Here is a 26,925-nt window from a genome sequence, read left to right as displayed (position 1 = left end):
TTACCCACCATAGAAAAATTCCTCGATGCGGTAGATGCCGAGCAGCGACGTGGGCTCCCACGAGTACAGGGCCTTCGGCGGCACGTTGCGCATCGTGTTCTTGATCACGATCGGCTGGAGCTCGCCCGCCACGGTGCCGATGCTGAAGAGCTGCTCGGCGTTGAGCTGCAGCATCTCGGCCCAGATGCGCGCACTCTCCTCCGGCTCGCTCGACGACAGCCAGCCCCGGTAGAGATTGAGCAGGCGGCGCGCCGTGACGTTGTCCGGTTCCTCGCCGTTCTTGCCCTGCGTCTCGAACCACTGGCCCCATTTGGGCCAGCTGTAGTGATCCTGGCGGACCGGCGCGAGTTCGAACGGCGGCATCTGCGGCGTGGGCACCGCGTTGTCGAGCCCCGTCGAACACACCATCACGGTCAGTCCGGAGAAGGAGCGCTGGCGCAGGATGGTGCGGTCCTGCGGCTTCACGAACAGCTTCACGCCGACGTCGCGCCACATCTCCGTGACGAGCTGCATCGCGTCGATGATGTCGGCCGACTCGCCGTCGACCTCCACGATGATCTCGAGCGGACGCCCGTCGGGCAGCTTGCGGATGCCCAGCGAGTCCTTGTCCGTCAGGCCGATGTCGTCGAGCAGCGCAGAGGACTTGGCGGGATCGTAGCCGGCGTTCAGCGTCCGGAACTTGTCCTCGTAGAGCGGGCTCTGCGGCAGGACGGTATTGTTGCCCTCCGAGCCCAAGCCGAACAGCAGCGCGTTGTTGAGAATGCGCCGGTCGATGGCGTGGGACAGTGCCTTGCGATACCGCAGGTCGCGGTTCAGGTGCCGCCAGACGTCGTCGTTGCAGTTGAGGTTGGGATAGAAGGCGTAGGCCGAGCCGCGTGCGTAGCTCCACAGCAGCGTCTTGTAGCCGTTGAGCTTCTCACCCTCCTTCAGGACGGGCGTGTCGTTCATCGAAAGCCCGCGAGCGAGGAGGTCGGCGTCGCCGGCATTCGCCTTGGCCGCGAACAGGCTGCCCGACGCGATGTCGACCACGACCGTCCCGATGTAGGGCAATTGCTGCCCCTTTGGATCCACGCGGTGGAAGTAGGGATTGCGCTCGAAGACGTAGCGCGTCGCAGGCGACGCCGTCTTGCACACCCAGGCACCGAGCGTCGGCAATTCGGGGTTCGAATAGTCGTAGGAATCGTCCATGCGGTTGTGCAGGGCGGCCCACGACTTCAGCTTGGCCTTGGTGACGAGTTGGTCCAGCTCAGCCTTCTCGCGGTACTTGCGGTGGAACTGACGCAGGTAGTGGGCCGGCACGAACAGCGTCATCGCCCTCGGCTGCGCCAGCGCCGGCAGGAAACGCGGGTTCGGTTTCTCCCAGGAGAAGCGCATCCGCCTGTCGTCGATGAAATCGACCTTGGGAAAGCGCCCGTCGACCACGAAGATCTCCGGCGGGCCGGTGGGGCTCAGCTCCTTGTTGAGCGCAACGTCCTGCCACCAGTAGCGGAAGTCCTCGATCGTGAAGGGATGCCCGTCGGACCAGCGATGTCCCTCGCGCAGCGTGATCGTGAAGACCCTGTTGTCCTCGACCTCGACCGACTGGGCGAGGTCGGGCTGCATGTCGAGCTTCTCGTCGTAGCCGACGAGGCGGGTATAGGCATTGGCGGAGAGATAGCGCAGGTCCCTGGCCTTCGCGACGAGCGTCCGGATCTCGCCACCGTAGCGTCCGACCTCGCGCTTGCGGGCCGTGAAGTCGGCGACGAGCGGCTGCTTGGGCAGGCGCTCCGCCACCGGGGGGAGCGAGCCCTTGCCCACCAGCGCCGCCAGCTCCGGGGCCTCCGAAAAGGTGAGTTCTGCGGCCCGCAGGGGCGACGTGCCGACGAGGCCGGCGGCTCCGGCGAGCAGGCCGAACTGGCGGCGGGACAGGAGCGACGGGGTCTGCTTCACGGTCATGATGCGGCCCTCAGCACTGGGGAAGTCTCCTCCGCGGCCATGCACACGAAGTGGCGCGGAGCGACTTCGATCGGCTCTGGACGGGTGATGCCCGGACGGATGGTGAAAGGCTCCGGCCACTGCGCCGGATCCGAGAAGCCCGTGTTGCACACCCGGACGAAGTCGAGCGGATGGTCGAGATCCGGGGTCGGCACCGCCGCCAGCAGCGCCTGCGTGTAGGGATGCCGCGGGTCGCGGAACAGCGTCGCGCGCGGAGCCTGTTCCACGATCACGCCCCGGCACATCACCGCGATCTCGGAGGCCATGTAGTCGACGACCGCGAGATTGTGCGAGACGAACAGGTAGCTCAGGCCGAGCGCGCCCTGCAGGTCCTTGAGCAGGTTCAGGATTTGCGCCTGCACCGACACGTCGAGCGCCGAGGTCGGCTCGTCGCACAGGATCACGGACGGATTCAGCGCGAGAGCGCGCGCCAGCCCGATGCGCTGCCGCTGCCCGCCCGAGAAGGAATGCGGGTAGCGCCGCATCGAGCGCTGGTCGAGGCCGATGAGCTCCAGGAGCTCCTTGATCCGGGCGAACTGCTCGTCGGAGCTTCCAACCCCGTGCACTCGCAGCGGCTCGGCCAGGATGTCGTAGACCGTCATGCGTGGGTCCAGGCTCGAGAACGGGTCCTGGAACACGAACTGGACGGCCCGGCGGTAGGACTTGAGCTCGCTGCCCCTCAGCTTGAACACGTCCCGCGGGCCCGACCCATCGTCGAAGCGCACGGATCCGGTATCGGGCGCCAGCGCCCGCATGATGATCTTCGACAGCGTCGTCTTGCCGGAGCCCGACTCGCCGACGAGCCCGACGGTCGTCCCCGCCGGGATCGACAGGCTGACGTTCGACAGCGCGTTCACCGTCTGCGCCTTGCCGAACAGGCCGCTCGCCCGCAGCGTAAAGGTCTTCGACACGTTGCGGATGTCGAGAACGGTGCGGCCGGCGGTGGGGGCGGACTGGCGGCCGCGGGCGCTCTTGGCCACGGCCTCGGTGTCGACCTTGATCTCGCGGATCGGCGTGAGCCGCTCGCCGGCCGGCATGTCGAACCGCGGCACCGCCCGCATCAGCGCGGTGAGATAGGGATGCTGCGGCCGGCGGAAGATGTCCTCGCGCGACCCGCGCTCCATCACCTCGCCGCGGTACATCACCACCACGTCGTCGGCCATGTTGGCCACGACGCCGAGATCGTGGGTGATGAGCAGCACGCCCATGCCCGTCTCGGCCTGGATCTCCTTGATGAGCGCCAGGATCTGCGCCTGGGTGGTCACGTCGAGGGCGGTGGTGGGCTCGTCGGCGATCAGCAGGGCCGGCTTGCAGATCAGGGCCATCGCGATCATCGCGCGCTGGCGCATGCCGCCGGACAGCTCGAACGGGTAGGTCGTCAGCATGCGCCGCGGATCGCGGAAGCCGACGCGATCGAACACCGCCATCGCCGCCTCGTCCGCCTCCTTGGGCTGGACGTTGGCGTGGATCTTCAGTGCCTCGGTGATCTGGTCGCCGACCGTGTGGAGCGGCGACAGCGAGGTCATCGGCTCCTGGAAGATCATCGCCATGCGCGAGCCGCGCAGCTTGCGGATCTCGTCCCCGTTGGGGTCGAGCTTGGCCGTGTCGACCTCGACACCCGTGGGATCGCGGAAGATCAGGCTGCCGCCGACGATGCGGCCACGCCGGGGGAGAAGGCGCATCAAGGCATTGGCCGTGACCGATTTTCCGGAGCCGGATTCGCCCACGACGGCAAGGGTCCGCCCATTCGGAATGTCGAACGAGACCCCGCGCACCGCGTGAACGATGCCCGCGTCACCGTCGAAATCGACGGCGAGATCCCGGATGCTGACCAGCGCTTGACCCGACAACGTAACTCCCCCACGGCCGCCTGTTTTAACGTGCCGTCCTTCGCATTTGGAAGAACCTTACAAGATGGAATGGTCGAAGGCTTGACCATTCTGTCCGAGGCGTTTCAACGGACGGCTCTGTCTGTGCGGTCCCGCACGGCGCGTCATCCACGATCGTCCCTCCGCCAGGGATCGACGAAGACGGCCACGTCGGAGCGCACGAGCCTGGCGAGAACGTCCTCGCAGAAGCTCCAGATCCACCCGTCGTGCACCAGATGATGAGTGAGGAGCCCGATCGGTTCCTGTTCCTCGAAAGCCAGGCTCGCACGCGCCTCGATCAGGTTCGTCAGCTGCCGGACGAGCGTCGCGGGATCGGCGAGGCCGCCCGACCCGCGCCAGGCGATCGGATCCCAGTGCGTGTTGACCTGGACGAGGCCCGGCACCGGCTCGCGCCAGGCCCGATCCTTGAACGTCGAGAGGCCCCGGATGCCGAGATCGGGAAGCTCCGCCGGCAGCGCGGGATCGATGCGGTTCCACGGCGGAACCATCACCGGCCGGAAGCGGCGTCCGAACAGCCTTTCGAGACGCTGCGCCCCCAGCTCGATCTCGCCCAGCATGAGGCGCATGGGGCAGTGGCCGAGCTCGACCTTCTTCTCGCCGGGAGGCGCCTGGTTGGCATGGGCGAAGCCATGCTGGAGCACCGTCACGTCCTGTTCGGTGGCGAGCCGGCGCGCGAGGCTGTCCTCGGCATGCGCCGGGATGACGGCGAGCGAGAGCGGAACCCGCACCCGCTCCCGCAGGGCCAGGAGCCGGTCCAGCGCCGGCGTGGCGGCGACGGCGTCGTCGTCGCGCCACCAGAACGCCACCTTCGAACCGCGGGCGCGCAGTGTCTCCAGCAAGGCGTCGAGGCGCTGCCAGGCTTCGTGGCGTTCCGACGCCCACTGCGAGGCGACCTCGATCGCGCCGATCGTCTCGTCGATTCCGTCGAGGTCGATGGGCGAGGCGATCGGTCGCGGCGCGTCGAGCCGCGACGCCACGGCCTCCAGCAGGCGCTCGGGCGAAAGCCGCGCGGCCGGGACCGTCTCGGCCAGCCCCAGGCGGCCGAAGACCGAGGCGCGCAGGGTCTGTTCCTTCTCGTTGCCCTCGTCGAAGGGCACCAGCACGGCCCGCGCCTGCGCCTGCGCGATCTCCACGACCGTGTTGTAGCCGGCCTGCGCGACCACGATCGCCGCCCGGTCCAGCAGGTCGCGGAAATCGGCCCGCGCGCGTTCCACCGTGCACCCGGCGGGCGCATCGGCCACAAGCCCGTCGAAGTCCGCCGCGGCGACCCCGTGACCCACCAGGATCCGCCAGGTAGGCCCCTCCCCCTGCAACACTTTGGCTCCGACCGCGGCGCGGTAGAGCGGCAGCCCGGCGGCCCCGCCGCTCGCCGTGACGATGACCTCGCCGACGCCGTCGCCCCGGGGCGATGCCTTCCTGTGGGGCGCGGCGATGTAGCCGGTGTAGACGAGGCGCCGGTCGAGCGCCGGGTCGGAGGGCCAGGCCAGGCCGAGCGGCGCGACCGCCGGGTCCCCGTGGACCAGCACCGCATCGTAGAAGCGCCCGAGCCTGTCGAGAGCCTCGGCAACCCGTTCCCGCTTGGACGGCGGATTGAGGATGTCGCGGACCGAACACAGGATCGCGGGCCTGGGGACCCGCGCCACGGCGGCCGCCAGCAGGGCCTCGAACTCGGCCGCGAGCTGCCGACGACCGAACGGGAAAAGCTCGGTCACCACCACGTCGGGGGCGGCCGCGGCGAAGGCCTCGAGCAAGGCGGCGCGGCGGTTTGCCATCAGGGCGTCACCCGCCTCGCGCCCGTCTTCCCCCAACAGCGTCCGGAAGTCGGTTCCCACGCAATGGACGGCAGGCAGCTGGACGACCGCGACGCCCGCGACGTCGAGAAGCGGCAGGGGCCGCCCCCCCGTGACGAGCGTGACCCGGTGCCCCGCTCGGGCGAGCCCCCGGCCGAGCGCCGCCATGCGGGTGAGATGGCCGGTGCCCAAGAGATGCGTGACGACGAGGAGGACCGACTGGGTGCTCATGCCGCGCTCCGCCCGGCCGCGAGGGTGGCGAGAACCTCGTCGAGGATGCCGGCCGCCGCCGCGACGGACCGGTCCGTCCTGGCGAAGGCCAGGGCACCTGCGGCGAGGGGCCGCAGTGCGGCACGGTCCGCGAGCAACGCGGCCAGGGCCGCCGCAAACGCCTGCACGGACCCCGGCGCGGTCAGCAGTCCGGTCTCGCCATGGCGCACGACGCCCGGCACGCCCCCGAACGCCCCGGCCAGCGCGGGGCATCCCTGCAGGGCCGCTTCCAGGAACACCATTCCGAAGGCCTCGTTGACCGCAGGCCAGACCAGGAGGTCCGCTCCGGCGTAGTGACGCGCGAGTTCGCCACGGTCCTCGATCCGGCCGGCGAAGCGCACGCGCTCGCCGAAGGGCGCGAAGAGGCGCTCGACCTCGGCCCTGGCCGTCCCGTCGCCGACCACGTCGAGGCGCCAGCCCTCCCCCGGCACCTGCGCCAGGGCTTCGGCCAGGAGCCGGTAGGACGCAAACTTGTCGCCCGGGCGCATCATGGCCACGCAGAGCAGGCGCAGGGGCTCCCCGTGGGAGGACACCGGCCTGCGCGCCAGGGCGGGCCAGGCCGAGGCGTCCACGAAGGGCGGCAGCGCCACGAGACGCTGCCCGGCCGGACGGCTGCGCTCGAGCATGGGTCTGTCGCGCTCGTTGAGAATGAGAACGGCCGACGCCGCATCCAGCGCCGCCTCGGCGAGGCGGTGGCCCGCGTCCCAGGGGCCGCCGGCGCGCTTGGGTGCCCGGGATCCCTCGGCCACCACGTAGGGCACGCCCAGGGCCGCGGCGATGCGAGGCCCCGCCACGTCGGGGGCCTTGTAGAAGACGTGGTAGCTGAACACGGCGCGAGGCCTGTCGGCCGGCGGCCGCTTCTGCGCGGCGGCGACATAGGCGTCCGCCTCGGCGCGCGCCCGTGCCGCGAGGCCGGGCGTCTCGGCGCCGGTGCGATCCAGCATGCGCAGCCGCGAGGCGATCTCCACCGGGTGGCCGGCGGTCTCGAGGGCCCGGATGAGGAGACGGGCCATCTCCCGATCGCCGGAAGGCTCCGGATGCTCCGGCGACTTCAGCGGCGCCAGGAAGGCGATCGTCATGGCCGGTCGGTCGCCGGAGCCGCGACCGGAACCAGCCCCGCGAGCCGCTCGGTCAGCGCGGCGATGCCGGCCTCGAAGGAAAACGCCTCGTGCACGCGGCGGCAGGCGGTGGTCCCGAGGCGGCTTCTCAGCCCCGGCTCGCGCAGCAGCCGCTCCAGCGCGGCGCGCAGCTCGTCCGGCGCGCCGGGGGCAACGAGCAGACCCTCCTCCCCGTCCCGCACGAACTCCGGAACCCCGGCGAACCGGGTCGACAGCAGGGGCAGCGCCTGGGTCGCCGCCTCCATCAGCACGTTGGGAAGGCCGTCCCGGTCGCCCTTGTCGCCTTCCTTGCACGCGAGCACGAACAGATCGGCGGAGCGCATGGCCTCGACCACCGCGTCCTGGGCCTGGCCGCCCATCCACGTGATCCGCTCGGACAGGCCGAGCCGGGCCGCGGCGGCCTTCAGGCTGTCGCGCAGTTCTCCGGACCCGATGTGGACGAAGCGCCAATGCAGCGCGGCCGGAAGGCCGGCGAGCGCCTCGAGGAGATCGTCGTAGCCCTTCTTGGCGACGGCACGGCCGACCGACAGGATCACGACGGGGTCCGCCGGATCGGATCCGTCGCGCGCCGGCCTCGTCGCCGGCGGCGCGGGAAAACGGCTCAGGTCGAGGCCGTGATAGACGAGCCCGACGCGCTGCGGATCGTCGGGCGGGCACAGCGGCCGCAAAGTGTCGATGCCGGCCTGGGTGCACGTCACCGCGAAGGCCGCGTCCGCGAGCTTTTCGCGCTTTTCCCAGGCAGGCGTCGTCCAGATGTCCTTGGCGTGGGCCGAAACGCTGAAGGTGCGGCCCGTCAGCAGGGCCATGTAGCGGACGACCGAACACGGCGTGTGCAGGTAATGCACGTGGACGTGGCGGATGCGCGGGTCGAGTTCGCGCGCGAAGACGAAGGCCTGGCCGAGGCGGCGGCCGCGATTGGGCGTGGGGTCGCGCAGCAGATCCTTCCAGAACGCCCGCATCAGCCGGCCGAAGCCCGGCATCCCGACGGCCGCCAGCGCGCCGCGCAGAACCCGCATCGGCGCCTCGTAGAGATATTCCGGCAGGTAGTGCGCCTTGGCGCGGATGGCCTTGTTGAGAGGATGGACCGCCTTGTCGGTGGGAAGCCGCAGCGACCAGATCTCGAGGGGAAAGCCCGTGCGCTCCAGGGCGAGGATTTCCTGCGAGATGAAGGTTTCCGACAGACGAGGGTAGCCCTTGACCACGACGGCCAGGGTCGGAGCGGCGCCGCCGACCCGCAGGGGCGCGTTCATTCGGCGGCGACGCCCACGGATGGCGGCAGGGGCTGGCCGCGACGGGCCGCATCGAGCCACGGCTTCGTCATCGCCTGGATCCGGGCGAGCCCGTCCAGGAGACCGGGAACGAAGGCCTCGGAGGGCTTGCGCTGGTCCTGCAAGCCCCGGATGGCCTGCGCCATGTCGGCCGGGTCGTGCTTGCCACCGGGGCTGTCGAGCCCGTCCAGCTGATGCACGAGGCCGAGGCGCTCGGCGCAGCTGGCCCGGATCGCCTGTTCCAGGCGCGGCCGCTTGCGCGGCACGATCAGGGCCGGCTTGTCGAGGGACAGGATCTCGCAGAACGTGTTGTAGCCGCCCATCGCGACGATGGCCGTCGCCTTCTTCATCAGGTGTTCGATCTTGGCGTCGAACATGATGGCATCGACGTTGTCGAGCTTGGCGATCCGCTCGAGGAAGTGCTTGCGGTTCGCCCGGGTGATGAACGGCCCGAACACCACCAGCGCCGGCAGGGGGATGCTCTTGTCGGTCTCGTAGGCCGAGATCACCCAGTCCAGCAGGTCTTCCCCGTCGCCGCCGCCACCCGTCGTGACGAGCACGAAGGGGCCGCGGGTGAGCTTGGGGTAACGCGTGAGGTTCGGCTCGTCGGGCAGTTCACGGCGCAGATAGCCGGTGTAGACGCAGCGACGGCGGACATCCTCCGGCAGGTCGAGGCCGACGAGCGGCTCGTAGAGCTCCTCGAGGCCGTAGATCCAGATGTCGTCGTAGTAGCGCACCAGCGCATCGACCGCGCCCTTGCGCTCCCACTCCGGCACCAGCAGCGCCGGCTCGTCCATCACGTCGCGGATGCCCAGCACGAGGCGGGCTCCGGCGGACTTCATGGCCTCGAGCGTGGGCAGCAGTTCGCCGCGGAAGCCCGTCGGCTCCTTGTCGACGATGACGAGATCGGGCTTCAGGACCGTCGCGGTGCTGCGGATGATTGACTCGCGCAGCGCCACGGCCTCGTCGAGGTCGAGATTGAGGTTGAGGCTGGTGTAGTCGCCGTTGGGCAGCTTCACCACGCCGGGCACACGGACAAAGTCCACGCCGTTGCCGAACTCGAAGCTCCCGACGACCGGCGAGCCCGAGATGATCACGACCGACGCGTCCGGCGTGGACTGCACGAGCGCGTTCGCGATGGCGCGCGACCGACGCAGGTGCCCCAGGCCGAACGTATCGTGGCTGTAGATGAGCACGCGCGGTGTCCGGCTCGTCGCGGACGCGCCGCGCCCTCCGGCGGAGGCTCCCGGCTTACCGAAAGGCATCACAAACCGACCCCCATGCCCACGACACACACGCTAGGCCGGACGTGACAACGACAAGCGCTACCAGCCCCGAGTGCCTGACAGTCAAAGCCCCGCGCCGCCCCAAGGCTCCGGAGTTTGAATGGGATCATAGCCGCTCGGATTGGGCTTGGCACGATCAATTTTCCAGTCTGGGTTCGGCTATGATCAAGCTGTGGTTCCCGGGTCGCGGCCGGCGTCAAATGGCAGCGGCCGCGATCCGCGTGGCGTCAGGCTAGCATCGGACGTGCCAGCTGGAGGGTGAGGTTGTCCCTCGCCGCGGCCTCGGCCGGTGTGATCGCGGCATCCGGCCCGGGGTCCAGCACCCGGACGGACCAGCCCTGAAACGCCGACAGGACCTTGGCGGTGGCCGTGCGGACGGCGTCCGGCCCGGCCCCGGACGTGTCCAGGATGCGCGGATGCACGGCCAGCAGGACCGCCCTCGTCCAGGGCGGCAGGAGCGGGGCCAGCGCCGGCACCAGCGCGTATTCGCCGCCCTCGATGTCGATCTTGACCACGAGCGCCGCCCCCGGGGCCACGGCGGCGGCCTCCAGCAGCGCCGCCGGGGCGATGCCCGGGCACTCCCAGGTGTCCGCCGCGCCGGTCAGCAGCGCACTGCTCATGCTGTCGCCGCGCTTGCGGGCCGCGCCGAGCCTGACGGAGGCGCCGTCGGGCGTCGCGGCGGCCCGGATGACGGAGATCCGCTCCGCCAGGGCCGGATTCACGGCGAGGTTGCGGGCGAGCTGGTCCTGGGCCGCCGGATCCGCCTCGACGGCGACGACCCGCGCGCCCAAGGCCGCGCTGAACAGCACGGTCGGGCCCACCCACGCCCCGATGTCGAGGACCGTGTCGCCAGGCCGGACGACCTCTTCGAGGGCGGCCAGCGTCTCCGGCTCCCAGGTCCCGGCGCAAGCCCGTGCCCAGAACGTCGGCTTGTCGTCGGCGACCCGGAAGTCCCGGCCCCGGAGGTTCACCCGTGTCGCGTCCACCGTCGGCATGCGTCAGCCTTTCCAATCGCCGCGGACGGCCTGTACCAGCGCCAGGGCCGCCACGGCCGCGGTGTCGGCCCGCAGGATCCGCGGGCCGAGCGACAGGCGCAGGACATGCGGCAGGCGCAGGAGCCTGTCGCGCTCCTCGGCCGAAAACCCGCCTTCCGGACCGACGATCAGCGAAATCGGCGCCGGAGCGGCCGCACGCAACGCTTCGAGCGGATCCGCGACCTCGGCATCCTCGTCGCAGAACACCAGGAGACGAGAGGCGTCCCACCCCTCCAGGAGGCTGTCCAGGCGAACCTCCTCGAGCACGTCGGGAACGCTCAGGACCCCGCATTGCTCGGCCGCCTCGATGACGTTGGCCAGCATGCGCTCGCGGTTGACGCGACTCACCTGCGTATGGCGCGTCAGGACCGGGCGGATGGCCGAGGCCCCCATCTCGACCGCCTTCTGCACCAGGTAGTCGAGGCGGGCCTGCTTCAGAGGGGCGAAGAGATAGTGCAGGTCGCCCGGTGACGTCTGGTCGCGGGTCCGGCGCTCCGGCAGGAGCGCGGCGTCGCGCTTGCCCGAGCGAACCAGCCTGGCGAGCCATTCGCCGTCGCGCCCGTTGAAGGCCAGAATGGGCGATTTCTCGTCGAGACGCAGGACATTCAGGACGTAATGGGCCTGTTCGCGGCCCAGGGCGACCTGTTCGGCCTCCCGCAGGGGGACGTCGACGAAGAGGCGTTGCGCCCGAAAATCATACGATGCCATGCTGGGACACCGTGACCGCCCTGCCGCAGGAGACCGGATTTCGGCCGCTTTCGCCTGTCATGAACACATCCTGCGCATTGCCCCGACGCAAGGCATGCTGATATGGAACGCCGAACCATCGACAACGGAGCCGACATGCTGGTTGCCTACTCCATGCCCCGGGCCTGCGCCAAGCCCCTCGCCGCGCTCGCGGTCGGAGCCGGCGTCGTTCTGGCGGTCGCGCTCACGCCGGGGACCGCTCGGGCCCAGAGCAGCGAGTGCGTTGGGGTGATGAAGCTGCTCCAGGACCGCGTCACGCTTCTGCAGCAGTGGCAGACGATGCAGAAGAAGAAGCAGGCGACCGCGCCGGCTGCCTGCAACCTGTTCACGCAGTTGAACGCCAAGGTGGCGGCCGCGATCGTCGAGGTGGAGAAGAACGGCAGCTGGTGCCATGTGCCGGACCAGGTGCTGCCGACGCTCAAGGACGAGCAGCCGAAGGTCAGCAAGGCCCGAGGCGACGCCTGCAAGGCGGTCCAGATGCAGAAGAAGATGGAAGCGCAACGCGCGCAGCAGCAGCAGCGCGGCGCTCCCGGGCCGCTCGGTGGCGGCGACAGCGTCGTGGGCGGCCCGATCAAGATGCCGCAGGGCGCCCTGTGAGCCAGCCTGCCGGGCTCGAAACGGCCCCGGTCCCGGACGCACCGTCCGGCAATCTCGTCGACCGCCTGGCACCTCAGGCCTGGCGCCCCTACCTGCGATTGGCCCGCATCGACCGGCCGATCGGCTGGTGGCTCCTGCTCCTGCCCTGCTGGTGGTCGGCCGCGCTCGCCGCCTCGTCGAAGCAGGTCGGCTTTCCACCGATCTCCCACCTCCTGCTGTTCTTCGTCGGCGCGATCGTCATGCGCGGCGCCGGCTGCGCCTACAACGATTTCCTCGACCGCGATCTCGACGCCAAGGTCGAGCGGACGCGCCTGCGGCCCATCCCGTCCGGCCAGGTTTCGCCGCGGCAGGCCGTCGTGTTCACGGTGCTGCTGTGCCTCGTGGGGCTGGCGGTGCTTCTCAGCTTCAACCACTTCGCCATCGTCACCGGCCTGGTGTCGATGATCTTCGTGGCGATCTATCCGCTGATGAAGCGGGTCACGTCCTGGCCGCAGGCGGTGCTCGGCCTCGCCTTCGCCTATGGCGGGCTGATGGGCTGGGCCGCCCAGTACGGCAGCCTGAGCTGGCCAGCCTTCGCGGTCTACGGCGCGGCGATCGCCTGGACGATGGGCTACGACACCATCTATGCGCTGCAGGACGCCAAGGACGACGCCGTCGTCGGCATCCGGTCGACGGCGCTGCTGTTCGGCACCCGCACCCGGACGGCGGTCGGGCTCCTCTACCTCATCGCGCTCGTGGCCCTGATCGCCGCGCTGCGCGGCGCAAACGCCGGGCTCGCGGCCCATGTGGGCCTCATGGCCTTCGGCATCCACCTCACCTGGCAGGTGCGCCGCATCGACATCGCCGACAAGGCCGGTGCGCTGATGCTGTTCCGATCCAACCGGGACGCCGGGCTGATCCTCTTCGCCGGACTCGCGCTGGACGCCGCGATCCGCGGCCAGGTCTAGGCCGGACGGCGCAGGCCCGTCTTGCGCCGCATGAGGAAACGCGGCCTGCGGTGCATCGTGGACGGGTTGCGGCGCCGGAGGTGCACCGCGCCGAGACGCACGCAGCCCATGTGGTCGTAGGCGGTGATGATGACGCCGTCCTCCCGCTCCATCATCAGAGGAAGGCCGAGATCGGCCGCATGGCTGCGCCAGCGGGCAATCACGTCGTGGTCGTCGGCGGCGATGTGGATCGGCGTGGCGGTCCGGTCGTTGCCGAACAGGATCGCCACCTCGAAATAGGGCAAGCCGTCCTCGCCGCCCTTGCGGCTGAGGACGAGCCCGCGAGCCCCCTGCGCGACCGAAGCCCGGGCCGCGAGAGGACCATCGGTCAGCGTGATCCCGGCACGAGCCCCGATCGGCGCGATGAGATCGGGATAACCGACCACCGCGCCCGTGTGCTCGCGCAGGGCCGCCGAGCCAGGGTTGTCTCCCCGGCATTGACCGCTCGACATGTTCGACGTCTCCCGAAGACGATGTGTGGGGTTGTTGTCCACACTGAGCCCGAAGGATGCCCAAGAGCCGCCCCGAAAACGCTTAAACCCGCTGGTTAAGGTCCGGTAAGACGCTGCTTAACAAGCATTTTCCTTACCTCTTGCTTGCTGGAGCGTGACTGTACCGACTTGCCGCGGTGCAGCATCGGCTGTAGAAACGCGCGGCTCCCGGATGCAAGAGATCATGTCCCCGACGATCGCCATCGACCAGAAGGTGCTGGCCGCCGCGCGTGATGCCGCCCGCGAGGCGGGCGCGCTCGCCTTGCGCTGGTTCCGGCCGGGCCAGGGGACGGCGGCGGAGGTTTCCTACAAGAACGGGGGATCTCCGGTGACGGAGGCCGACCTCGCGGTCGACACGTTCCTGAAGAACCGGCTGGGTACGGCCGCCCCGGCCTTCGGCTGGCTCTCCGAGGAGACGCTGGACGACTCGACGCGCCTGACCCGCCCCATGGTCTGGGTGGTGGATCCCATCGACGGCACACGGGCCTTTGCCCGTGGCGATACGGACTGGACGGTTGCCATCGGCATCGTGTCGGACGGGGTGCCCGTCGCCGGCTTCGTCTACGCTCCGGTGAGCGACGAGATGTTCGAGGCGACGCCGGGCGACGTGTCCCGGCGCAACGGCGCGCCCCTCGCACCCACCCACCGCGACACGCTGGCCGACGCCTTCGTGGCCGGCCCGCGCCCGCTCCTCGACCGGCTCGGCGCCGGGCCCGTCACCTTCCGGCAAGCACCGCTGATCAGGTCGCTCGCCCTGCGCATGGTCCGTGTCGCCGATGGGACGGTCGATGCCGGGTTGGCCGGCGAAAAGGCGCACGACTGGGACCTCGCCGCGGCCCACGCCATCCTGGCGGGTGCCGGGACGACGCTGGTGGGCGCCTCGGGCCGGGAGCCGACCTACAACAGACCGACGACGCAACACGAATCCCTGGCCGCCGGGGGCGCCCTGCTGGCCCGGGACCTCGCCGCCTGGCTTGCCGCCCCGGCCAGACATCGCTAACCCGCTGCCTCGACAGACCAAGGACCGCACCATGAGCACGCCTTCCAAACAGCTCCCTCACCTCGTTTTCGGCGGCGAACTCGTCAAGCTGGACGGGACCGAGTTCAGGGACCTGTCGAAGCTCGACATCGTGGGCATCTTCCCGAACTACGCCACGGCCCATGCCGCCTGGAAGTCGAAGGCGCAGTCCACGGTCGACAACGCCCACATGCGGTATTTCGTGGTGCACCTGCACCGGCTGCTCGATCCGACGACCGACCAGACGGCCTGATCGCAGCCGTTCCATGCTCAAGCGGATCGGACGTTCGGCACCGGTGCAGGCTGGCCTCGGCAACCTGCTCGCGGGCTATTTGCGTCTGGTCGGGCGCACGAGCCGCCTCGTCCTGGAGCCGCCGGATCTCTTCGAGCGCCTGGATCCCTTGAAGCCGTTCATCTGCGCCCTCTGGCACGGCCAGCACTTCATGATCCCGCTCGGCAAGCGTCCGCAGGACCGGTACGCCGTCCTGATCTCCCGGCACGGCGACGGCGGGATCAACGCCGCCGCCTGCGACAGCTTCGGCATCCGACCGATCCGCGCGTCGGGCGGGGCCGCCAGCAAGATGCACAAGCGCGGGGGCGTCTATGGACTTCGCGAAATGCTGCGCGCGCTGGAGCAGGGCGACAGCGTGACCCTCACCGCCGACGTCCCCAAGACGGCCCGGGTGGCGGGCCTCGGCATCGTCACGCTCGCCCGGCTCTCGGGGCGCCCCATCGTGCCGGTCACGGTGGTGTCGAGCCGCCGCAAGACCTTCGCCAACTGGGACCGCACGACGATCGGCCTGCCGTTTGGAACGCTGGTGGTCGCGGCCGGCGATCCCGTGACGGTGGACCGGCACGCCGACGACGCGCAGCTCGAAGCGGCACGCCTCGCCGTGCAGCGCGGGCTCGACGACGTCCATGCCCGGGCCTACGCGGCCGTGGGCAGCACCGATCCAGGCGCGGGGCTGCGGGGAGCACGGGCGGCATGAGCGCTCTTCCGCTGTCTCTGAGGTCCTATCGGGTCGCCACGGGTCTTCTCCGGCCGTTCACCGGCCTGCTGCTGCGCGAGCGCGCCCGCCGCGGCAAGGAGGAAAAGACCCGCCTCGGCGAGCGCCGCGGGGAAGCGACGCACATCCGCCCGACGGGCCGGCTGGCATGGCTGCACGGCGCCAGCGTCGGCGAAAGCCTGTCCATCCTGCCCATCGCCGAGCGCCTCACCCAGCGCGGACTGAGCGTGCTGATCACCTCGGGGACTGTGACGTCGGCCCGCCTCATCGAGCGCCGCCTTCCTCCCGGCGCGCTGCACCAGTTCGTGCCACTGGACGTGCCGCGCTACGTGCGCCGGTTCCTCGACCACTGGCGGCCCGACCTCGCGCTGGTGGCCGAGTCCGAGCTCTGGCCCAACATGCTGATCGAGGTCGACCAGCGGCGGATCCCGCTGATGCTCGTCAACGCCCGCATGTCGGAGCGGTCGTTCCGGCGCTGGTCCCGCCTGTCCGGCATGATCGGCGCCCTGCTCGGCCGCATCGACCTCTGCCTCGCCCAGAGCGCCGCCGACGCCGACCGTCTCGCCCGGCTGGGCGCCCCGCGGGTCGGCGTGGTCGGAAACCTCAAGTTCGACTCGCCCGCGCCGCCCGCCGATCCGCTGCGGGTCTCCACCCTGCGGGGCCTGATCAGCGGCCGGCCGGTCTGGCTGGCGGCCTCGACCCATGGCGGCGAGGAAGAACAGATCGTCGCCGTCCACAAGGCGCTGGGCCCCTATTTTCCGGGCCTTCTCACGATCATCGCGCCGCGCCATCCCCAGCGTGGCGAGGACATCGCCTTCATCGCCTCCGATTCGGGGCTGAAGACGGCGCTTCGCTCCCGCGGGCTCGAGCCCGACGGGGCGACGGACGTCTACGTGGCCGACACCATCGGCGAGCTCGGCCTGTTCTACCGGCTCGCGCCGGTGGTCTTCATGGGCGGATCGCTGGTGCCGCACGGCGGGCAGAACCCGATCGAGCCCGGCAAGCTGGGCGCGGCCATCATCCATGGGCCGCACGTCCACAACTTCACCGACGTCTACGCGGCCCTCGACCGCGAGGGCGGATCGGTGGCCGTCCCCGATGCGCAGGGGCTCGCCAACACCGTCGGGACCCTGCTGTCGGACGTCGCCCGCCTGCGGACCATGGCGCGCGCCGCCGGCGAGACCGTGGAGGGGCTAGGCGGCGCGGTCGATCGCACCATGCAGGCGATCGAGCCCTTCCTCATGCACATGCACCTGGCCGGACGCTGATGCGCGCGCCCGCCTTCTGGTGGCGTCCTCACTCCCTCCCGGCCACGCTGCTGGCCCCCCTCGGCTGGATCTACGGGGCCGTGACGGCCCGACGGATGGCCCGCGCGGGGCAGAAGGCCAGCCTGCCCGTCGTCTGCATCGGCAACTTCGTGGCCGGCGGCGCCGGCAAGACCCCGACCGCCATCGCCGTCGCCCGCGATCTGGCCGCTCTCGGTCGGCGCCCCGTCTTCCTGAGCCGGGGCTATGGCGGCAGCCTGGCCGGCCCCGTGGTCGTCGATCCGGCGGTCCATGCCGCCGATGAGTGCGGCGACGAGCCGTTGCTACTGGCGCGTGTTGCGCCGGTCGTCGTCGCGACCGACCGGGCGGCGGGGGCGGCCCTGGCCGCGCGGCACGGCGACGTCATCGTGATGGACGACGGTCTGCAGAACCCGACCCTGCAGAAAGACCTGAGGCTCGCGGTCGTGGACGGCGAATCAGGCGTTGGAAACGGGGCGTGCGTTCCGGCTGGACCGCTGCGGGCTCCCCTCGCCCGGCAGTTGCCGCACGTGGATGCCGTAATCGTGATCGGGGCCGGGAGCGCGGGCGACCGCGTCGCGGCGCAGGCTGCGCAGGCCGGCGTGGACGTGTTGCGGGCCCGGCTCGAGGCGGATGCGACCGTGGCCGGGCGTCTCGCCGGGCGGAGCGTGCTCGCTTTCGCCGGCATCGGCCGCCCGGAGAAGTTCTGGGCAAGCCTGGACAGGGCCGGGGCGCGGGTGACGGCCACCCGCGCCTTTCCAGACCATCACGCCTATGCGTCGGCTGAGATCGCGGGTCTCCTCGGCGAAGCCTCGGCGAAGGGGCTGCTCGCGGTGACCACGGAAAAGGACTGGGTGCGCCTGGCCGGGGTCGCGACGCCGGACCAGATGTCCCGCATCGCGGTGCTGCCCGTGACGCTCGCTTTTGCGGACGAAACCGGTCGAAACCGGCTTCTGGCGCGGTTCAGCGGGGCCGCGAGGCCTTGAGACGCTGAAGAACGGCGTCCCGCGACACATAGGCTTCTTGCAGATCCACGTTCCAGTAACGAAGCTCTTCCAGCGGAATGGCCTCCCGCGTCACGGCGCATCGGACGAAGGCCCCGGGCTTGACGATCCGGAAATCTCCGTCGAGATACTCGACGACGGCCTCGCCCTGAAGCACAGGACGGCGGTCGAATCGGTTCATGAGACGGTCCCTCGCTTGTCCCGTACAGGGGCTGCCCTGCCTTTCGGCCGGCTGCGCACTATGTAGCCCAGGGATGGGCCTGGTCCAAGGGTTCGCATTGCAAATGAAGTCGTCGATCGTTCTTTCCGTCCTGGCGTCCGTCACACTGGCCCAGGCAGCCCAGGCAGCACCCGAGCGGGTGAAGGTGCCGGGTTCGGCCGTGACGCTGGCCGCGATCCTCTACAAGCCCGAGGGCAACGGGCCGTTTCCGGCCGTGGTGGCCCTGCATGGCTGCAACGGGCTCTTCACCCGCGACGGCCAGACGGCCCCGCGCGAGGCCGCCTGGGCCGAGAAGCTGGTGCAGGAAGGGTTCGTCGTCCTGTTGCCGGACAGCTTCGGGCCGCGCGGCCTGGGTCCGCAGTGCCGGACGCGGGAGCGCAGGGCGCGGGCCTCCGTGGAGCGGCGCGAGGACGCCCATGCGGCACGCCGCTGGTTGCAGGAACAGGCCTTCGTGAAGCCCTCCGCCGTGTCGCTGATGGGCTGGTCGAACGGCGGGACGGCGACGCTCTACGCCATTCGGCAGGAGCGCCAGGCCCGCCCGGGACGCGGTTTCCGGGTGGTCGGCACGGACTTCGCGGCCGCGGTCGCCTTCTATCCCGGGTGCCTCGCCCTCAACGAACGGCCGTACCGGACGCGGGTGACCACGACGATCCTGTCGGGCGAGCTCGACGACTGGACGCCGGTCAAGCCGTGTGAGGCGCTCGCGGCACGCGCCAAGAGCGCGGGCTCGCCCCTGTCGATCACCGTCTATCCCGGCGCCCATCACGACTTCGACTGGCCGGACCGTCCCGTGACCGTCGTCCGCGGGCTGCTGCTGGCCGGGCGCGGCGAGGCTCATGCCGGCACCAACCCGGCAGCGCGGGCAGACGCCTTGCGCAAGGTGCCCACCCTGCTGGCGCGGTGAAGCGGTCGCAGCGTGCGACCGCCCGGACGGGCCGTTCGCCGCGCGATCACGCCGCCTCGTGCAGGCCGACCCGGTTGCCCTCGCTGTCGACCACGTGGACGAAGCGCCCCATGCCCTCCGGCAGGTTGACCACCGGGCCGGCGGCCTTGCCGCCCAGCGCCTCGAGGCGACCGAGCATCGCCTCCAGCCGGCCGTCGCAGTTGAGGTAGACGATCGCGCCGTCCGGTGACGGCTTCACGTGCGGCGCGGCGAAAACGCAGCCGGACACGCCCTCGCCTTCCGCATAGGGGAACACGCCGAGGCGGCTCGCCCCCATGGTCTCGCGCTTGAGCGTAGTGGCGAACAGGCCTTCGTAGAAGGCGACGGCGCGCTCGAAGTCAGCGGCGGGGATTTCGAACCAGACGGCGACGGAATTGCGGGCGGGCATGACGGGCTCTCCTGAAGCACACCGGCTCGCTGCCGGCCCCAGGACCATCGGCCACCCCTGCTGACAGGTCCTGGCAGCAGCGCGCAGCGTCGCCCTCAGCGCACCGTGTCGGGAATGCCGGCCTGCTTGCGCCACTCCTGCGCGAGCACGCGGCGGCGGCGCGGATAGCGGTCCGGCAGGAGTTCGATCGATCCCATCCGGTCGGTGCGGAAATGGCGGAAGTCCTGGCGCAGCTCGCACCATGCGGCCAGCACGCGCACATGCTCGAAGAAGGCCAGCGTCACCGGCCACACGATGCGCTGCGTGCGCCGCTTGCCGTCGTCGTAGTCGATCAGCAGCCGGTGCTCGCGCCGGATGGCGTCGCGCATCACGGCGAGGTCGGGCTCGCGGCGGTCGGCTGCGGGCGGGACCATCAGCCCGCTGTCCTCGAGCGTCCGCGTCGCTCCCGCGGGGATCACCGCCTCGATGCGCCCGAGCGCCGAAAGAGCGGCACGCGCCAGCCGCGGATCGGCGCTCCGGGTGACCAGCTGGAGACCGAGCGCGAGCGCGTCGAGCTCCTCCTCCGGGAAGGTCACGGGCGGCAGGAGCCAGCCGGGCTTCAGCACGTAGCCGACGCCGGCCTCGCCATCGATCGGCGCGCCCTGCCCGATCAGCGCGGCGATGTCGCGGTAGAGCGTGCGCAGCGATATGCCGAGTTCGTCGGCCAGGACATGACCCGGGACAGGCCTGCGGTGCCGGCGCAGCACCGCGGCGAGATCGAGCAGGCGCTGCGCCCGGGACATCGCCGCTCAGCCGAAGAGACTGCCCTGCCCGCCCACCGGGCCCTTCGGCCGCGTCGGACGGGCCTTGCCCGGATCGCCCGCGACGACCCGGACCTTGCCGTCCTTGAACTCCACGTCGAGGACGGCCCCCGCCCCGATCGCCGCAGCTTCCCGGACGGGCTGGCCATCGGCATCGCGCACCAGGGCGAAACCGCGCGCCAGGACGCCGTGGTAGCTGTAGCTCTCGGCCAGTTGCCACAGGCTGGCGAGCCGATCGCGCCGGCGCTGCACCAGGGCCGCCAGGGCGCGGTCGGCCCGCCCCGAGAGCGCGTCGAGGCGCTCGCGGCGCTGGTGGATGCGCTGCGTCTCGGCGCGCAGGATCGCCCCGCGGGCCGCCACGAGGCGTCCCGAGAACCCGTCCAGCCGCGCGCGGGAGGCGGCCAGCCGGGCGTGCGGGGACAGCCGCGCCAGGCGGCGGGCAAGGTCCGCGAGCTTGGTCTCGTGCCGCCGCGCGCCGGCGACGAGCGCGGCCGCGAGACGCCCGGCGGCGAGGTCGAGGCGCTGGCGCGGCGTCGCCAGGAGGTCCTCCCCGCGTGGCAGCGCCCGGGAGGCCGACCGCAGGTCGGCCCTGCGGCGGTCCAGCAGGCGGCGGACGGCCCCGGCCTGGCGCCGGGCGAGGTCCTGGACCTGCGCCATCAGGTCGGCCCGCACCGGAACGGCCATTTCCGCCGCGCCCGTCGGCGTGGGCGCGCGCCGGTCGGAGGCGAAGTCGATGAGCGTGGTGTCCGTCTCGTGCCCCACCGCGGAGATGAGCGGGATCCGGCTTTCGGCCGCCGCCCGGACGACGATCTCCTCGTTGAACCCCCACAGGTCCTCGAGCGAGCCGCCGCCGCGCGCGACGATGATCAGGTCGGGCCGCGGCACGGGGCCGTCGCCGGCCAGGGCGTTGAAGCCGTGGATGGCCGCCGCGACCTCCGCGGCGCAGGTGTCGCCCTGCACGCGGACCGGCCACACCAGCACGTGCCGCGGAAAGCGATCGGCGAGCCGGTGCAGGATGTCGCGGATCACGGCGCCCGTCGGCGAGGTCACCACGCCGATGACGGAGGGCAGATAGGGGATCGGCTTCTTGCGATCGGCGTCGAAGAGCCCCTCGGCGGCGAGCCGCTTGCGCCGCTCCTCCAGCTGCGCCAGCAGCGCGCCCACGCCGGCGGGCTCGATCGTCTCGATGACGAGCTGGTACTTCGACTGGCTGGCGAAGGTGGTGATGCGTCCGGTGACGATCACTTCCATGCCCATCTCGGGCCGCATGCGCATGCGCGCCGCGGTTCCCTTCCAGACGACGCCGGCGATGCAGGAGCGCTCGTCCTTGAGGTCGAGATAGACGTGGCCGGAGGAGTGAACCTTCACCGCGCCGAGTTCGGCACGGACGCGGACGTGGCCGTAGGCGTCCTCCAGCGTGCGCTTGAGCGCGCCGGAGAGCTCGGAGACGGACCACTCGGGAGCATTGGCGATGGCGGGTTCGGACATGCGGCGAGCATAAGCCGCGAATCGGCCGGAGGGGAGGCCGGTCCACAAGGTGCCGGCCGGATGCTCTGGCATAAGCCGCCCGTCCCCACTACAGAGGGCGCCGGACGGGCGCTCGCCCGGATGGAGGCTCGGCCATGAACATCCTGCTCATCGGGTCCGGCGGACGCGAACATGCCCTCGCCTGGGCCATCGCGAAGAGCCCGCGCTGCTCGAAGCTCTTCATCGCGCCGGGCAACCCGGGAACCGCGGCGCTCGGCGAGAACGTGGTGATCGACGTCGCCGACCATGCGGCCGTCGTGTCGTTCTGCCGCCTGATGCAGGTCGGGTTCGTCGTGGTCGGGCCCGAGGCGCCCCTCGTCGACGGCATCGTCGACAGCCTCACCGCGGCCGGCATCCGGGCGTTCGGACCCGACCGGGCCGCGGCGCGGCTCGAAGGGTCCAAGGCCTTCACCAAGGAGCTTTGCCGCGAGGCGAACATTCCGACCGCCGCCTTCGCGACGTTCACCGACCCCGCGGCCGCCAAGGCCTATGTCCGCGAGCAGGGCGCGCCCATCGTGGTCAAGGCCGACGGCCTGGCCGCCGGCAAGGGCGTGGTGGTGGCCGCCACCGTCGAGGAGGCGATCGAGGCGCTCGACATGATGGCGGCCGGCGGGCTCGGCGCGGCCGGCTCCGAGGTCGTGATCGAGGAGTGCCTCGTCGGCGAGGAGGCGTCGTTCTTCGCGCTCGTCGACGGCGAAACGGCGGTGCCGTTGGCCTCCGCCCAGGACCACAAGCGCGTCGGCGACGGCGACACCGGACCCAACACGGGCGGCATGGGCGCCTATTCGCCCGCCCCGGTGGTGACGCCGGAGATGGAAGAGCGGGTGATGGCCGAGATCATCCGCCCCACCGTGGCGACGATGAAGGCCCGCGGCACCCCGTTCCGCGGCGTGCTCTTCGCCGGATTGATGATCACGGCCAAGGGCCCGCAACTGATCGAATACAACGTCCGCTTCGGCGATCCGGAGTGCGAGGTGCTCATGCCGCGCCTTCTCACCGACGTCGTCGCCCTGCTGGAGGCCACCGCCGACGGCACCCTCGGCGCGACGGCCCCGGCCTGGCGCGAGGAAGCCGCTCTGACGGTGGTGCTGGCCGCGGAGGGCTACCCGGGGAAGCCCCGGACCGGCACGGTGATCAAGGGCATCGAGGACGCCGCGGCCAAGAGCGGCACGCTCGTCTTTCATGCCGGGACGAAGCGGCTTCCCGACGGGACGCTGGTGGCCAATGGCGGACGCGTGCTCGCGGTGACGGGGCTCGGCACCGGCATCGCGCAGGCGCAACAGCGCGCCTATGCGGCCGTCGACGCCATCGACTGGCCGGAGGGTTTCTGCCGCCGCGACATCGGCTGGCGGGCGGTCTGAACGGGGACGCGGGCACGGCGATCGTCTAACCTGCCCTCCCCCGACACTGGCATGAGGGTGAGACGATGAGCGACCTTGCCGATCTTTTCCCCGGCTTCGACAGCCGCTGGATCGCAACCGACATAGGCAAGACGTTCGCGCGCGTCGGCGGCAGCGGCCCGCCCGTCGTCCTCCTGCACGGTTTTCCGCAGACCCACGTCATGTGGCACAAGGTGGCCGCCGACCTCGCGACGCGCCACACGGTGGTGATCCCGGACCTGCGCGGCTACGGGTGGTCCTCCGCCCCCGCCGGCGATGCCGGCCACGTCCTGTACTCCAAGCGCGCCATGGGCCAGGACATCGTCAAGGTGATGGAGGAACTCGGCCACGTGCGCTTCGGCGTGGTCGGGCACGACCGGGGCGCGCGCGTCGGCTACCGGCTGGCGCTGGACCATCCCGGCCGTGTCGAGCGGCTCGCGCTGCTGGACATCATGCCGACCCTCGTCATGTGGGAAGGCATGACCGCGGCCCGTGCCATGCAGGTCTATCACTGGACGTTCCTGGCCCAGCCCGCGCCCATGCCCGAACGGCTGATCGGCGGGAATCCGATCGCCTGGCAGGACGACAAGCTCGCCTCCTGGAGCGGCACCCGGGACCTCTCCGTCTTCGACGCGCGGGCGCTGGCGCACTACCACGCCTTCTTCAACAACCCCGACCGCATCCACGCCCTGTGCGAGGACTACCGGGCCGGCGCGACCGTGGATCTGAAGCAGGACCAGGACGATCGCGACGCCGGCCGCACCATCGCCTGCCCGGTGCTGGCGCTGTGGGGGGCGTCGGGCATTCCGGCGGCGAGTTCGAGCCCGCTCGAATCCTGGCGCACCACCTTCGCGCCGCAGGTCCAGGGAACGGGGGTGCCCAGCGGCCATTTCGTGGCCGAGGAGAACCCCGCCGACACCCTCGAGCACCTGCTGCCGTTCCTGTCGGCCTGACCATGCGGCTCGCCTTCGTCACCGCCCCGATCGTCGCCGGCGTGGTGGGCTTCGGCGGCACGCTCGCCGTGATCCTCGCCGCGGCGAAGGCCGCGGGAGCCGACGCCTCGCAGACCGCGTCGTGGGTCACGGGCCTGTGCCTGGCCATGGCGGGCACCAGCGCGGTGCTGAGCCTGCGTCACCGCATCCCGATGGTGACGGCCTGGTCGACGCCCGGCGCCGCCCTGATCGCGGCCTCCGCCGCCCCGATCGGCATGGAGGCGGCGGTCGGCGCGTTCCTGCTGGCGGCCCTGCTGATCCTGCTCACAGCCGCGGTGAAGCCGCTCGGCGACGCCGTCGCCCGCATCCCGACGCCGGTCGCCTCGGCCATGCTGGCGGGCGTGCTCCTGCGCTTCGTCGTCGCCGCCTTCGAGAGCGCGCAAGCCTCGCCGGGTCTCGTCCTGCCGCTCATCGCGCTCTTCCTGGTGATGCGCCTGGTGGTCCCGGTCGCGGCCGTCCTGGTGGTGCTGGCCGCGGGCATCGGGCTCGCCGCCGCTCTCCACCTGATCGCTCCGCTGGCGCCGGGCGGCTGGGGACCGACCTTCGTCTTCGTCGCGCCGCGCTTCGACCCGACGGTTCTCCTCGGGCTCGGAATTCCGCTCTACCTCGTCACCATGGCGTCCCAGAACCTGCCGGGCTTCGCGGTCCTCAAGGCCGCCGGATACCAGCCGCCGGTGCGCTCGGCCCTCGCGGTCACGGGCGTGGCCTCGGGTCTTTCCGCCCTCCTGGGCGCCCACACGAGCAACATGGCCGCCATCACGGCCGCGCTGTGCACGGGGCCCGACGTCCACCCGGATCCGGCCCGGCGCTGGCCGGCGGGCGTCGCCTACGGCTTCACCTACCTGGTCTTCGCCGCCTTCGCCGGCTTCCTCGTCGCCCTCTCCCTCGCCTTGCCGGCCGACCTCATGAAGGCCGTGGCGGGCGTCGCGCTGATGGGGCCGCTGATGGGCGCGCTCGCTTCCGCGCTGGGGGACGAGAAGCAGCGCTTCGCCGCCGTACTGGCCCTGGTGGTGACGGCGTCCGGGTTCAGCATCGCGGGCGTCGGCTCGGCCTTCTGGGGACTGGTGGCCGGCATCGCGGCGGCGCTCCTGGAGGCCGCGGTGCGGCGCTGGCGCAGCGCATGAGCCCGTCGCGCGCCCGGACGCCGGCGAAAGGCACGGTCGCCCTGGCGCTCGGCGGCGGCGGTGCGCGGGGTCTCGCCCACATCGTGGCCCTCGAGGTGCTCGACGACCTCGGCGTCCGCCCGGCCGCCATCGTCGGCACCTCCATGGGCGCCATCGTCGGTGCGGCCTATGCGGCGGGCGTGTCCGGCCAGGACCTGCGCAAGCATGCGCTCGACAGGCTCAAGGACCGCGCCAAGGCCATGGCGCTGCTGCTCCAGGCCAGGGTCGGGCGCATCACCGACATCTTCTCGCGCGGCCTCGGCGCCAACCCCGTCCTGCTCGACGGGGAGAAGGTACTGGACCTCTTCTGGCCAGAGGCCGTGCCGGATCTGTTTTCCGACCTCGCGATCCCCTTCTCGGCGGTGGCCACCGACTACACCGCGCGCGTCCAGACGGTGTTCGACACCGGCCCCCTCGTCACCGGGGTGGGCGCCTCCATGGCCATTCCCGGCCTCATCCGGCCGGTCCTCGCCGGCGGGCACGTCTATGTCGACGGGGGCGTGGTCAATCCCCTCCCCTTCGACCTTCTCGCCGGCCAGGCCGACATCGTCGTCGCGGTGGACGTGGCGGGTGGCGCGCATGCGGCCGAGACCAGCCAGGCGCCGGGAGCCTTCGAGGCGATGCTCGGCTCGGCCCAGATCATGCAGGGCGCCATCGTCGCCGAGAAGCTCAAGGCCACGCAGCCGGACATCCTGGTGCGGCCGGCGGTGGGAGGCTTCCGGGCGCTCGATTTCTTCCGCGCGCGGCAGATCCTTCAGGCCGCCGAGGCCTCCCGGGAGGGCCTGAAGCGCGACATCGCCGCCGCGTTCGAGGCGGTCAGCGCCGGTCGGCGAAAAACGACCTGAGCAGGGCCGCCGCCTCGCCTTCCGCGATGCCGCCATAGACCTCCGGGGCATGGTGGCAGGTCGGCGACGCGAACAGCCGCACGCCGTTCTCGACGGCCCCGCTCTTGGGGTCGCCGGCGCCGAAATAGACTCGGCGGATGCGCGCGAAGGAGATCGCTCCCGCGCACATGGGGCATGGCTCGAGCGTCACCGCAAGATCGCAGCCCACGAGGCGCTCGCTGCCCAGGGCCCGGCAGGCCTCCCGAATGGCCAGGATTTCGGCATGGGCCGTCGGATCGCGCAGCTCCAGCGTCCGGTTTCCGGCCGCCGAGACGATCCGGCCGTCCTTCACCACCACGGCGCCGACCGGCACTTCCCCGCGCGCGGCGGCGGCCCGCGCCTCGTCGAGGGCCGCACCCATGGCGTCGATCCTGCCGGCCATCGCAGATTTCGCCTCGCCTTCCCTCGCAACACGGCGCGCACTCTGCTATCAGCGCGGCATGAGCGACAAGTCGAAAAAAGGGGGCGGCGGCTTCAAGGGCCGGCCGCCGCAGGATCGCGGGCCGCGTCGTGGCCCCGCTGGACGCGGCGAAGGCGACCGGGGCGAGCGCCCCGTGCGGGCCCGTCGCGACGACGGCGACCGCGCCGTCCGCAGCCGCAGGGAGGATGGCGACAAGCCATTCCGCCCGCGCCGCGAGGAAGGCGATCGTCCCGTCCGCACCCGCCGCGACGACGATCGTCCCGCACCCCGCGGCGATCGCGGCGACAGGCCCCAGCGCCCCCGCCGCGAGGACGGCGACAAGCCGTTCCGTCCGCGCCGCGAGGAGGGCGACCGTCCCTTCCGCGCCCGCCGCGACGACGACCGTCCCGCGCCCCGCGGCGATCGCGGCGACAGGCCCCAGCGCCCCCGCCGCGAGGACGGCGACA

General features: G+C 71.3%; 26 protein-coding genes and 1 pseudogene. 13 read left to right on the top strand and 14 right to left on the bottom strand.

What is annotated here, in order from left to right; all coding sequences use genetic code 11:
- The 8 genes from Q0Q47_RS25925 to Q0Q47_RS25890 all read right to left on the bottom strand — a co-directional run bounded on the left by Q0Q47_RS25925 (position 1) and on the right by Q0Q47_RS25890 (position 11,337).
- A complete protein-coding gene (locus tag Q0Q47_RS25925) occupies positions 1 to 1,935 on the bottom strand; it encodes an ABC transporter substrate-binding protein (protein ID WP_293867110.1) in 1,935 nt (644 codons plus the stop codon).
- Entirely contained in the window at positions 1,932 to 3,824 is a 1,893-nt protein-coding gene (locus Q0Q47_RS25920; protein WP_293867107.1) for an ABC transporter ATP-binding protein, read from the bottom strand. The genes Q0Q47_RS25925 and Q0Q47_RS25920 overlap by 4 nt, the downstream gene beginning before the upstream one ends.
- A 143-nt stretch (positions 3,825 to 3,967) precedes the next feature.
- Positions 3,968 to 5,884 (bottom strand): glycosyltransferase, encoded by a 1,917-nt coding sequence (locus tag Q0Q47_RS25915; protein WP_293867104.1) that lies wholly within the window; start codon positions 5,882 to 5,884, stop codon positions 3,968 to 3,970.
- Complete coding sequence (locus Q0Q47_RS25910) at positions 5,881 to 7,002, bottom strand: glycosyltransferase family 4 protein (protein WP_293867102.1); 1,122 nt, start codon at positions 7,000 to 7,002, stop codon at positions 5,881 to 5,883. Before Q0Q47_RS25910 ends, Q0Q47_RS25915 begins: the two co-directional genes overlap by 4 nt.
- The gene (locus Q0Q47_RS25905) at positions 6,999 to 8,291 is read right to left on the bottom strand and encodes a glycosyltransferase family 4 protein (protein WP_293867099.1); all 1,293 of its coding nucleotides are present in this window, start codon (positions 8,289 to 8,291) and stop codon (positions 6,999 to 7,001) included. The genes Q0Q47_RS25910 and Q0Q47_RS25905 overlap by 4 nt, the downstream gene beginning before the upstream one ends.
- Entirely contained in the window at positions 8,288 to 9,505 is a 1,218-nt protein-coding gene (locus Q0Q47_RS25900) for a glycosyltransferase (RefSeq protein WP_293867096.1), read from the bottom strand. The genes Q0Q47_RS25905 and Q0Q47_RS25900 overlap by 4 nt, the downstream gene beginning before the upstream one ends.
- Before the next feature lie 317 nt (positions 9,506 to 9,822).
- Complete coding sequence (locus tag Q0Q47_RS25895) at positions 9,823 to 10,590, bottom strand: FkbM family methyltransferase (RefSeq protein WP_293867093.1); 768 nt, start codon at positions 10,588 to 10,590, stop codon at positions 9,823 to 9,825.
- Between the two features lie 3 nt (positions 10,591 to 10,593).
- Positions 10,594 to 11,337, bottom strand: a complete 744-nt coding sequence (locus Q0Q47_RS25890; RefSeq protein ID WP_293867090.1) for a 16S rRNA (uracil(1498)-N(3))-methyltransferase — start codon at positions 11,335 to 11,337, stop codon at positions 10,594 to 10,596.
- A gap of 135 nt (positions 11,338 to 11,472) precedes the next feature.
- Between Q0Q47_RS25890 and Q0Q47_RS25885 the strand changes: the two genes are divergently transcribed.
- A complete protein-coding gene (locus tag Q0Q47_RS25885; RefSeq protein ID WP_293867088.1) occupies positions 11,473 to 11,973 on the top strand; it encodes a hypothetical protein in 501 nt (166 codons plus the stop codon).
- Entirely contained in the window at positions 11,970 to 12,920 is a 951-nt protein-coding gene (gene ubiA / locus Q0Q47_RS25880; RefSeq protein ID WP_293867085.1) for a 4-hydroxybenzoate octaprenyltransferase, read from the top strand. Before Q0Q47_RS25885 ends, ubiA begins: the two co-directional genes overlap by 4 nt.
- Here ubiA and Q0Q47_RS25875 read toward each other — a convergent pair.
- Entirely contained in the window at positions 12,917 to 13,411 is a 495-nt protein-coding gene (locus Q0Q47_RS25875; protein WP_293867082.1) for a DUF6101 family protein, read from the bottom strand. The two genes, ubiA and Q0Q47_RS25875, sit on opposite strands and share 4 nt — an antisense overlap.
- A 223-nt stretch (positions 13,412 to 13,634) precedes the next feature.
- On the opposite strand from Q0Q47_RS25875, the gene Q0Q47_RS25870 reads away from it, so the two are divergent.
- The 5 genes from Q0Q47_RS25870 to lpxK are packed head-to-tail and all read left to right on the top strand — an operon-like array spanning position 13,635 to position 17,744.
- Positions 13,635 to 14,450, top strand: coding sequence for an inositol monophosphatase family protein (locus Q0Q47_RS25870; RefSeq protein WP_293867079.1), 816 nt, complete (start codon positions 13,635 to 13,637; stop codon positions 14,448 to 14,450).
- 31 nt (positions 14,451 to 14,481) lie between these two features.
- Entirely contained in the window at positions 14,482 to 14,721 is a 240-nt protein-coding gene (locus Q0Q47_RS25865) for a DUF4170 domain-containing protein (RefSeq protein WP_293867076.1), read from the top strand.
- A 13-nt stretch (positions 14,722 to 14,734) separates the two neighbouring features.
- A complete protein-coding gene (locus tag Q0Q47_RS25860) occupies positions 14,735 to 15,457 on the top strand; it encodes a lysophospholipid acyltransferase family protein (protein WP_293867074.1) in 723 nt (240 codons plus the stop codon).
- Positions 15,454 to 16,743, top strand: coding sequence for a 3-deoxy-D-manno-octulosonic acid transferase (locus Q0Q47_RS25855; RefSeq protein ID WP_293867071.1), 1,290 nt, complete (start codon positions 15,454 to 15,456; stop codon positions 16,741 to 16,743). Before Q0Q47_RS25860 ends, Q0Q47_RS25855 begins: the two co-directional genes overlap by 4 nt.
- Complete coding sequence (gene lpxK, locus Q0Q47_RS25850) at positions 16,743 to 17,744, top strand: tetraacyldisaccharide 4'-kinase (protein ID WP_293867068.1); 1,002 nt, start codon at positions 16,743 to 16,745, stop codon at positions 17,742 to 17,744. The genes Q0Q47_RS25855 and lpxK overlap by 1 nt, the downstream gene beginning before the upstream one ends.
- Here the strand turns inward: lpxK and Q0Q47_RS25845 are convergent.
- Positions 17,722 to 17,943, bottom strand: coding sequence for a DUF2093 domain-containing protein (locus Q0Q47_RS25845; RefSeq protein WP_293867065.1), 222 nt, complete (start codon positions 17,941 to 17,943; stop codon positions 17,722 to 17,724). The two genes, lpxK and Q0Q47_RS25845, sit on opposite strands and share 23 nt — an antisense overlap.
- A 103-nt stretch (positions 17,944 to 18,046) precedes the next feature.
- On the opposite strand from Q0Q47_RS25845, the gene Q0Q47_RS25840 reads away from it, so the two are divergent.
- Positions 18,047 to 18,886: a dienelactone hydrolase family protein gene (locus Q0Q47_RS25840; protein WP_293867062.1), complete on the top strand. Its 840-nt coding sequence runs from the start codon at positions 18,047 to 18,049 to the stop codon at positions 18,884 to 18,886.
- Between the two features lie 46 nt (positions 18,887 to 18,932).
- Here Q0Q47_RS25840 and Q0Q47_RS25835 read toward each other — a convergent pair whose 3' ends face one another.
- The 3 genes from Q0Q47_RS25835 to xseA all read right to left on the bottom strand — a co-directional run bounded on the left by Q0Q47_RS25835 (position 18,933) and on the right by xseA (position 21,601).
- On the bottom strand, positions 18,933 to 19,313 hold the full coding sequence (locus tag Q0Q47_RS25835; RefSeq protein WP_293867059.1) for a hypothetical protein: 381 nt from the start codon (positions 19,311 to 19,313) through the stop codon (positions 18,933 to 18,935).
- A gap of 95 nt (positions 19,314 to 19,408) precedes the next feature.
- Entirely contained in the window at positions 19,409 to 20,095 is a 687-nt protein-coding gene (locus tag Q0Q47_RS25830; RefSeq protein ID WP_293867056.1) for a YafY family protein, read from the bottom strand.
- Between the two features lie 6 nt (positions 20,096 to 20,101).
- On the bottom strand, positions 20,102 to 21,601 hold the full coding sequence (gene xseA, locus Q0Q47_RS25825; RefSeq protein ID WP_293867053.1) for an exodeoxyribonuclease VII large subunit: 1,500 nt from the start codon (positions 21,599 to 21,601) through the stop codon (positions 20,102 to 20,104).
- 134 nt (positions 21,602 to 21,735) lie between these two features.
- Here xseA and purD point away from each other — a divergent pair, with 134 nt between their 5' ends.
- From purD to Q0Q47_RS25805, 4 genes are all read left to right on the top strand, one after another.
- The gene (purD, locus tag Q0Q47_RS25820; RefSeq protein ID WP_293867050.1) at positions 21,736 to 23,001 is read left to right on the top strand and encodes a phosphoribosylamine--glycine ligase; all 1,266 of its coding nucleotides are present in this window, start codon (positions 21,736 to 21,738) and stop codon (positions 22,999 to 23,001) included.
- A gap of 65 nt (positions 23,002 to 23,066) precedes the next feature.
- Positions 23,067 to 23,972, top strand: a complete 906-nt coding sequence (locus tag Q0Q47_RS25815; RefSeq protein WP_293867047.1) for an alpha/beta hydrolase — start codon at positions 23,067 to 23,069, stop codon at positions 23,970 to 23,972.
- Positions 23,973 to 23,974: 2 nt separating this feature from the next.
- Positions 23,975 to 25,135 (top strand): benzoate/H(+) symporter BenE family transporter, encoded by a 1,161-nt coding sequence (locus tag Q0Q47_RS25810; RefSeq protein ID WP_293867044.1) that lies wholly within the window; start codon positions 23,975 to 23,977, stop codon positions 25,133 to 25,135.
- A complete protein-coding gene (locus Q0Q47_RS25805; protein WP_293867040.1) occupies positions 25,132 to 26,019 on the top strand; it encodes a patatin-like phospholipase family protein in 888 nt (295 codons plus the stop codon). The genes Q0Q47_RS25810 and Q0Q47_RS25805 overlap by 4 nt, the downstream gene beginning before the upstream one ends.
- Here the strand turns inward: Q0Q47_RS25805 and Q0Q47_RS25800 are convergent.
- The gene (locus Q0Q47_RS25800; RefSeq protein WP_293867037.1) at positions 25,991 to 26,440 is read right to left on the bottom strand and encodes a nucleoside deaminase; all 450 of its coding nucleotides are present in this window, start codon (positions 26,438 to 26,440) and stop codon (positions 25,991 to 25,993) included. The genes Q0Q47_RS25805 and Q0Q47_RS25800 overlap by 29 nt on opposite strands.
- Before the next feature lie 58 nt (positions 26,441 to 26,498).
- Between Q0Q47_RS25800 and Q0Q47_RS25795 the strand changes: the two are divergent.
- Positions 26,499 to 26,925: pseudogene (locus tag Q0Q47_RS25795) on the top strand (pseudouridine synthase); the annotation flags it as partial.

The organism is uncultured Alsobacter sp. (genome assembly GCF_945952055.1).
Taxonomy (GTDB): Bacteria; Pseudomonadota; Alphaproteobacteria; order Rhizobiales; family Beijerinckiaceae; genus Alsobacter.
Note: the sequence above shows the minus strand (reverse complement) of the source record. Positions and strands in the feature narration are given on the sequence as shown.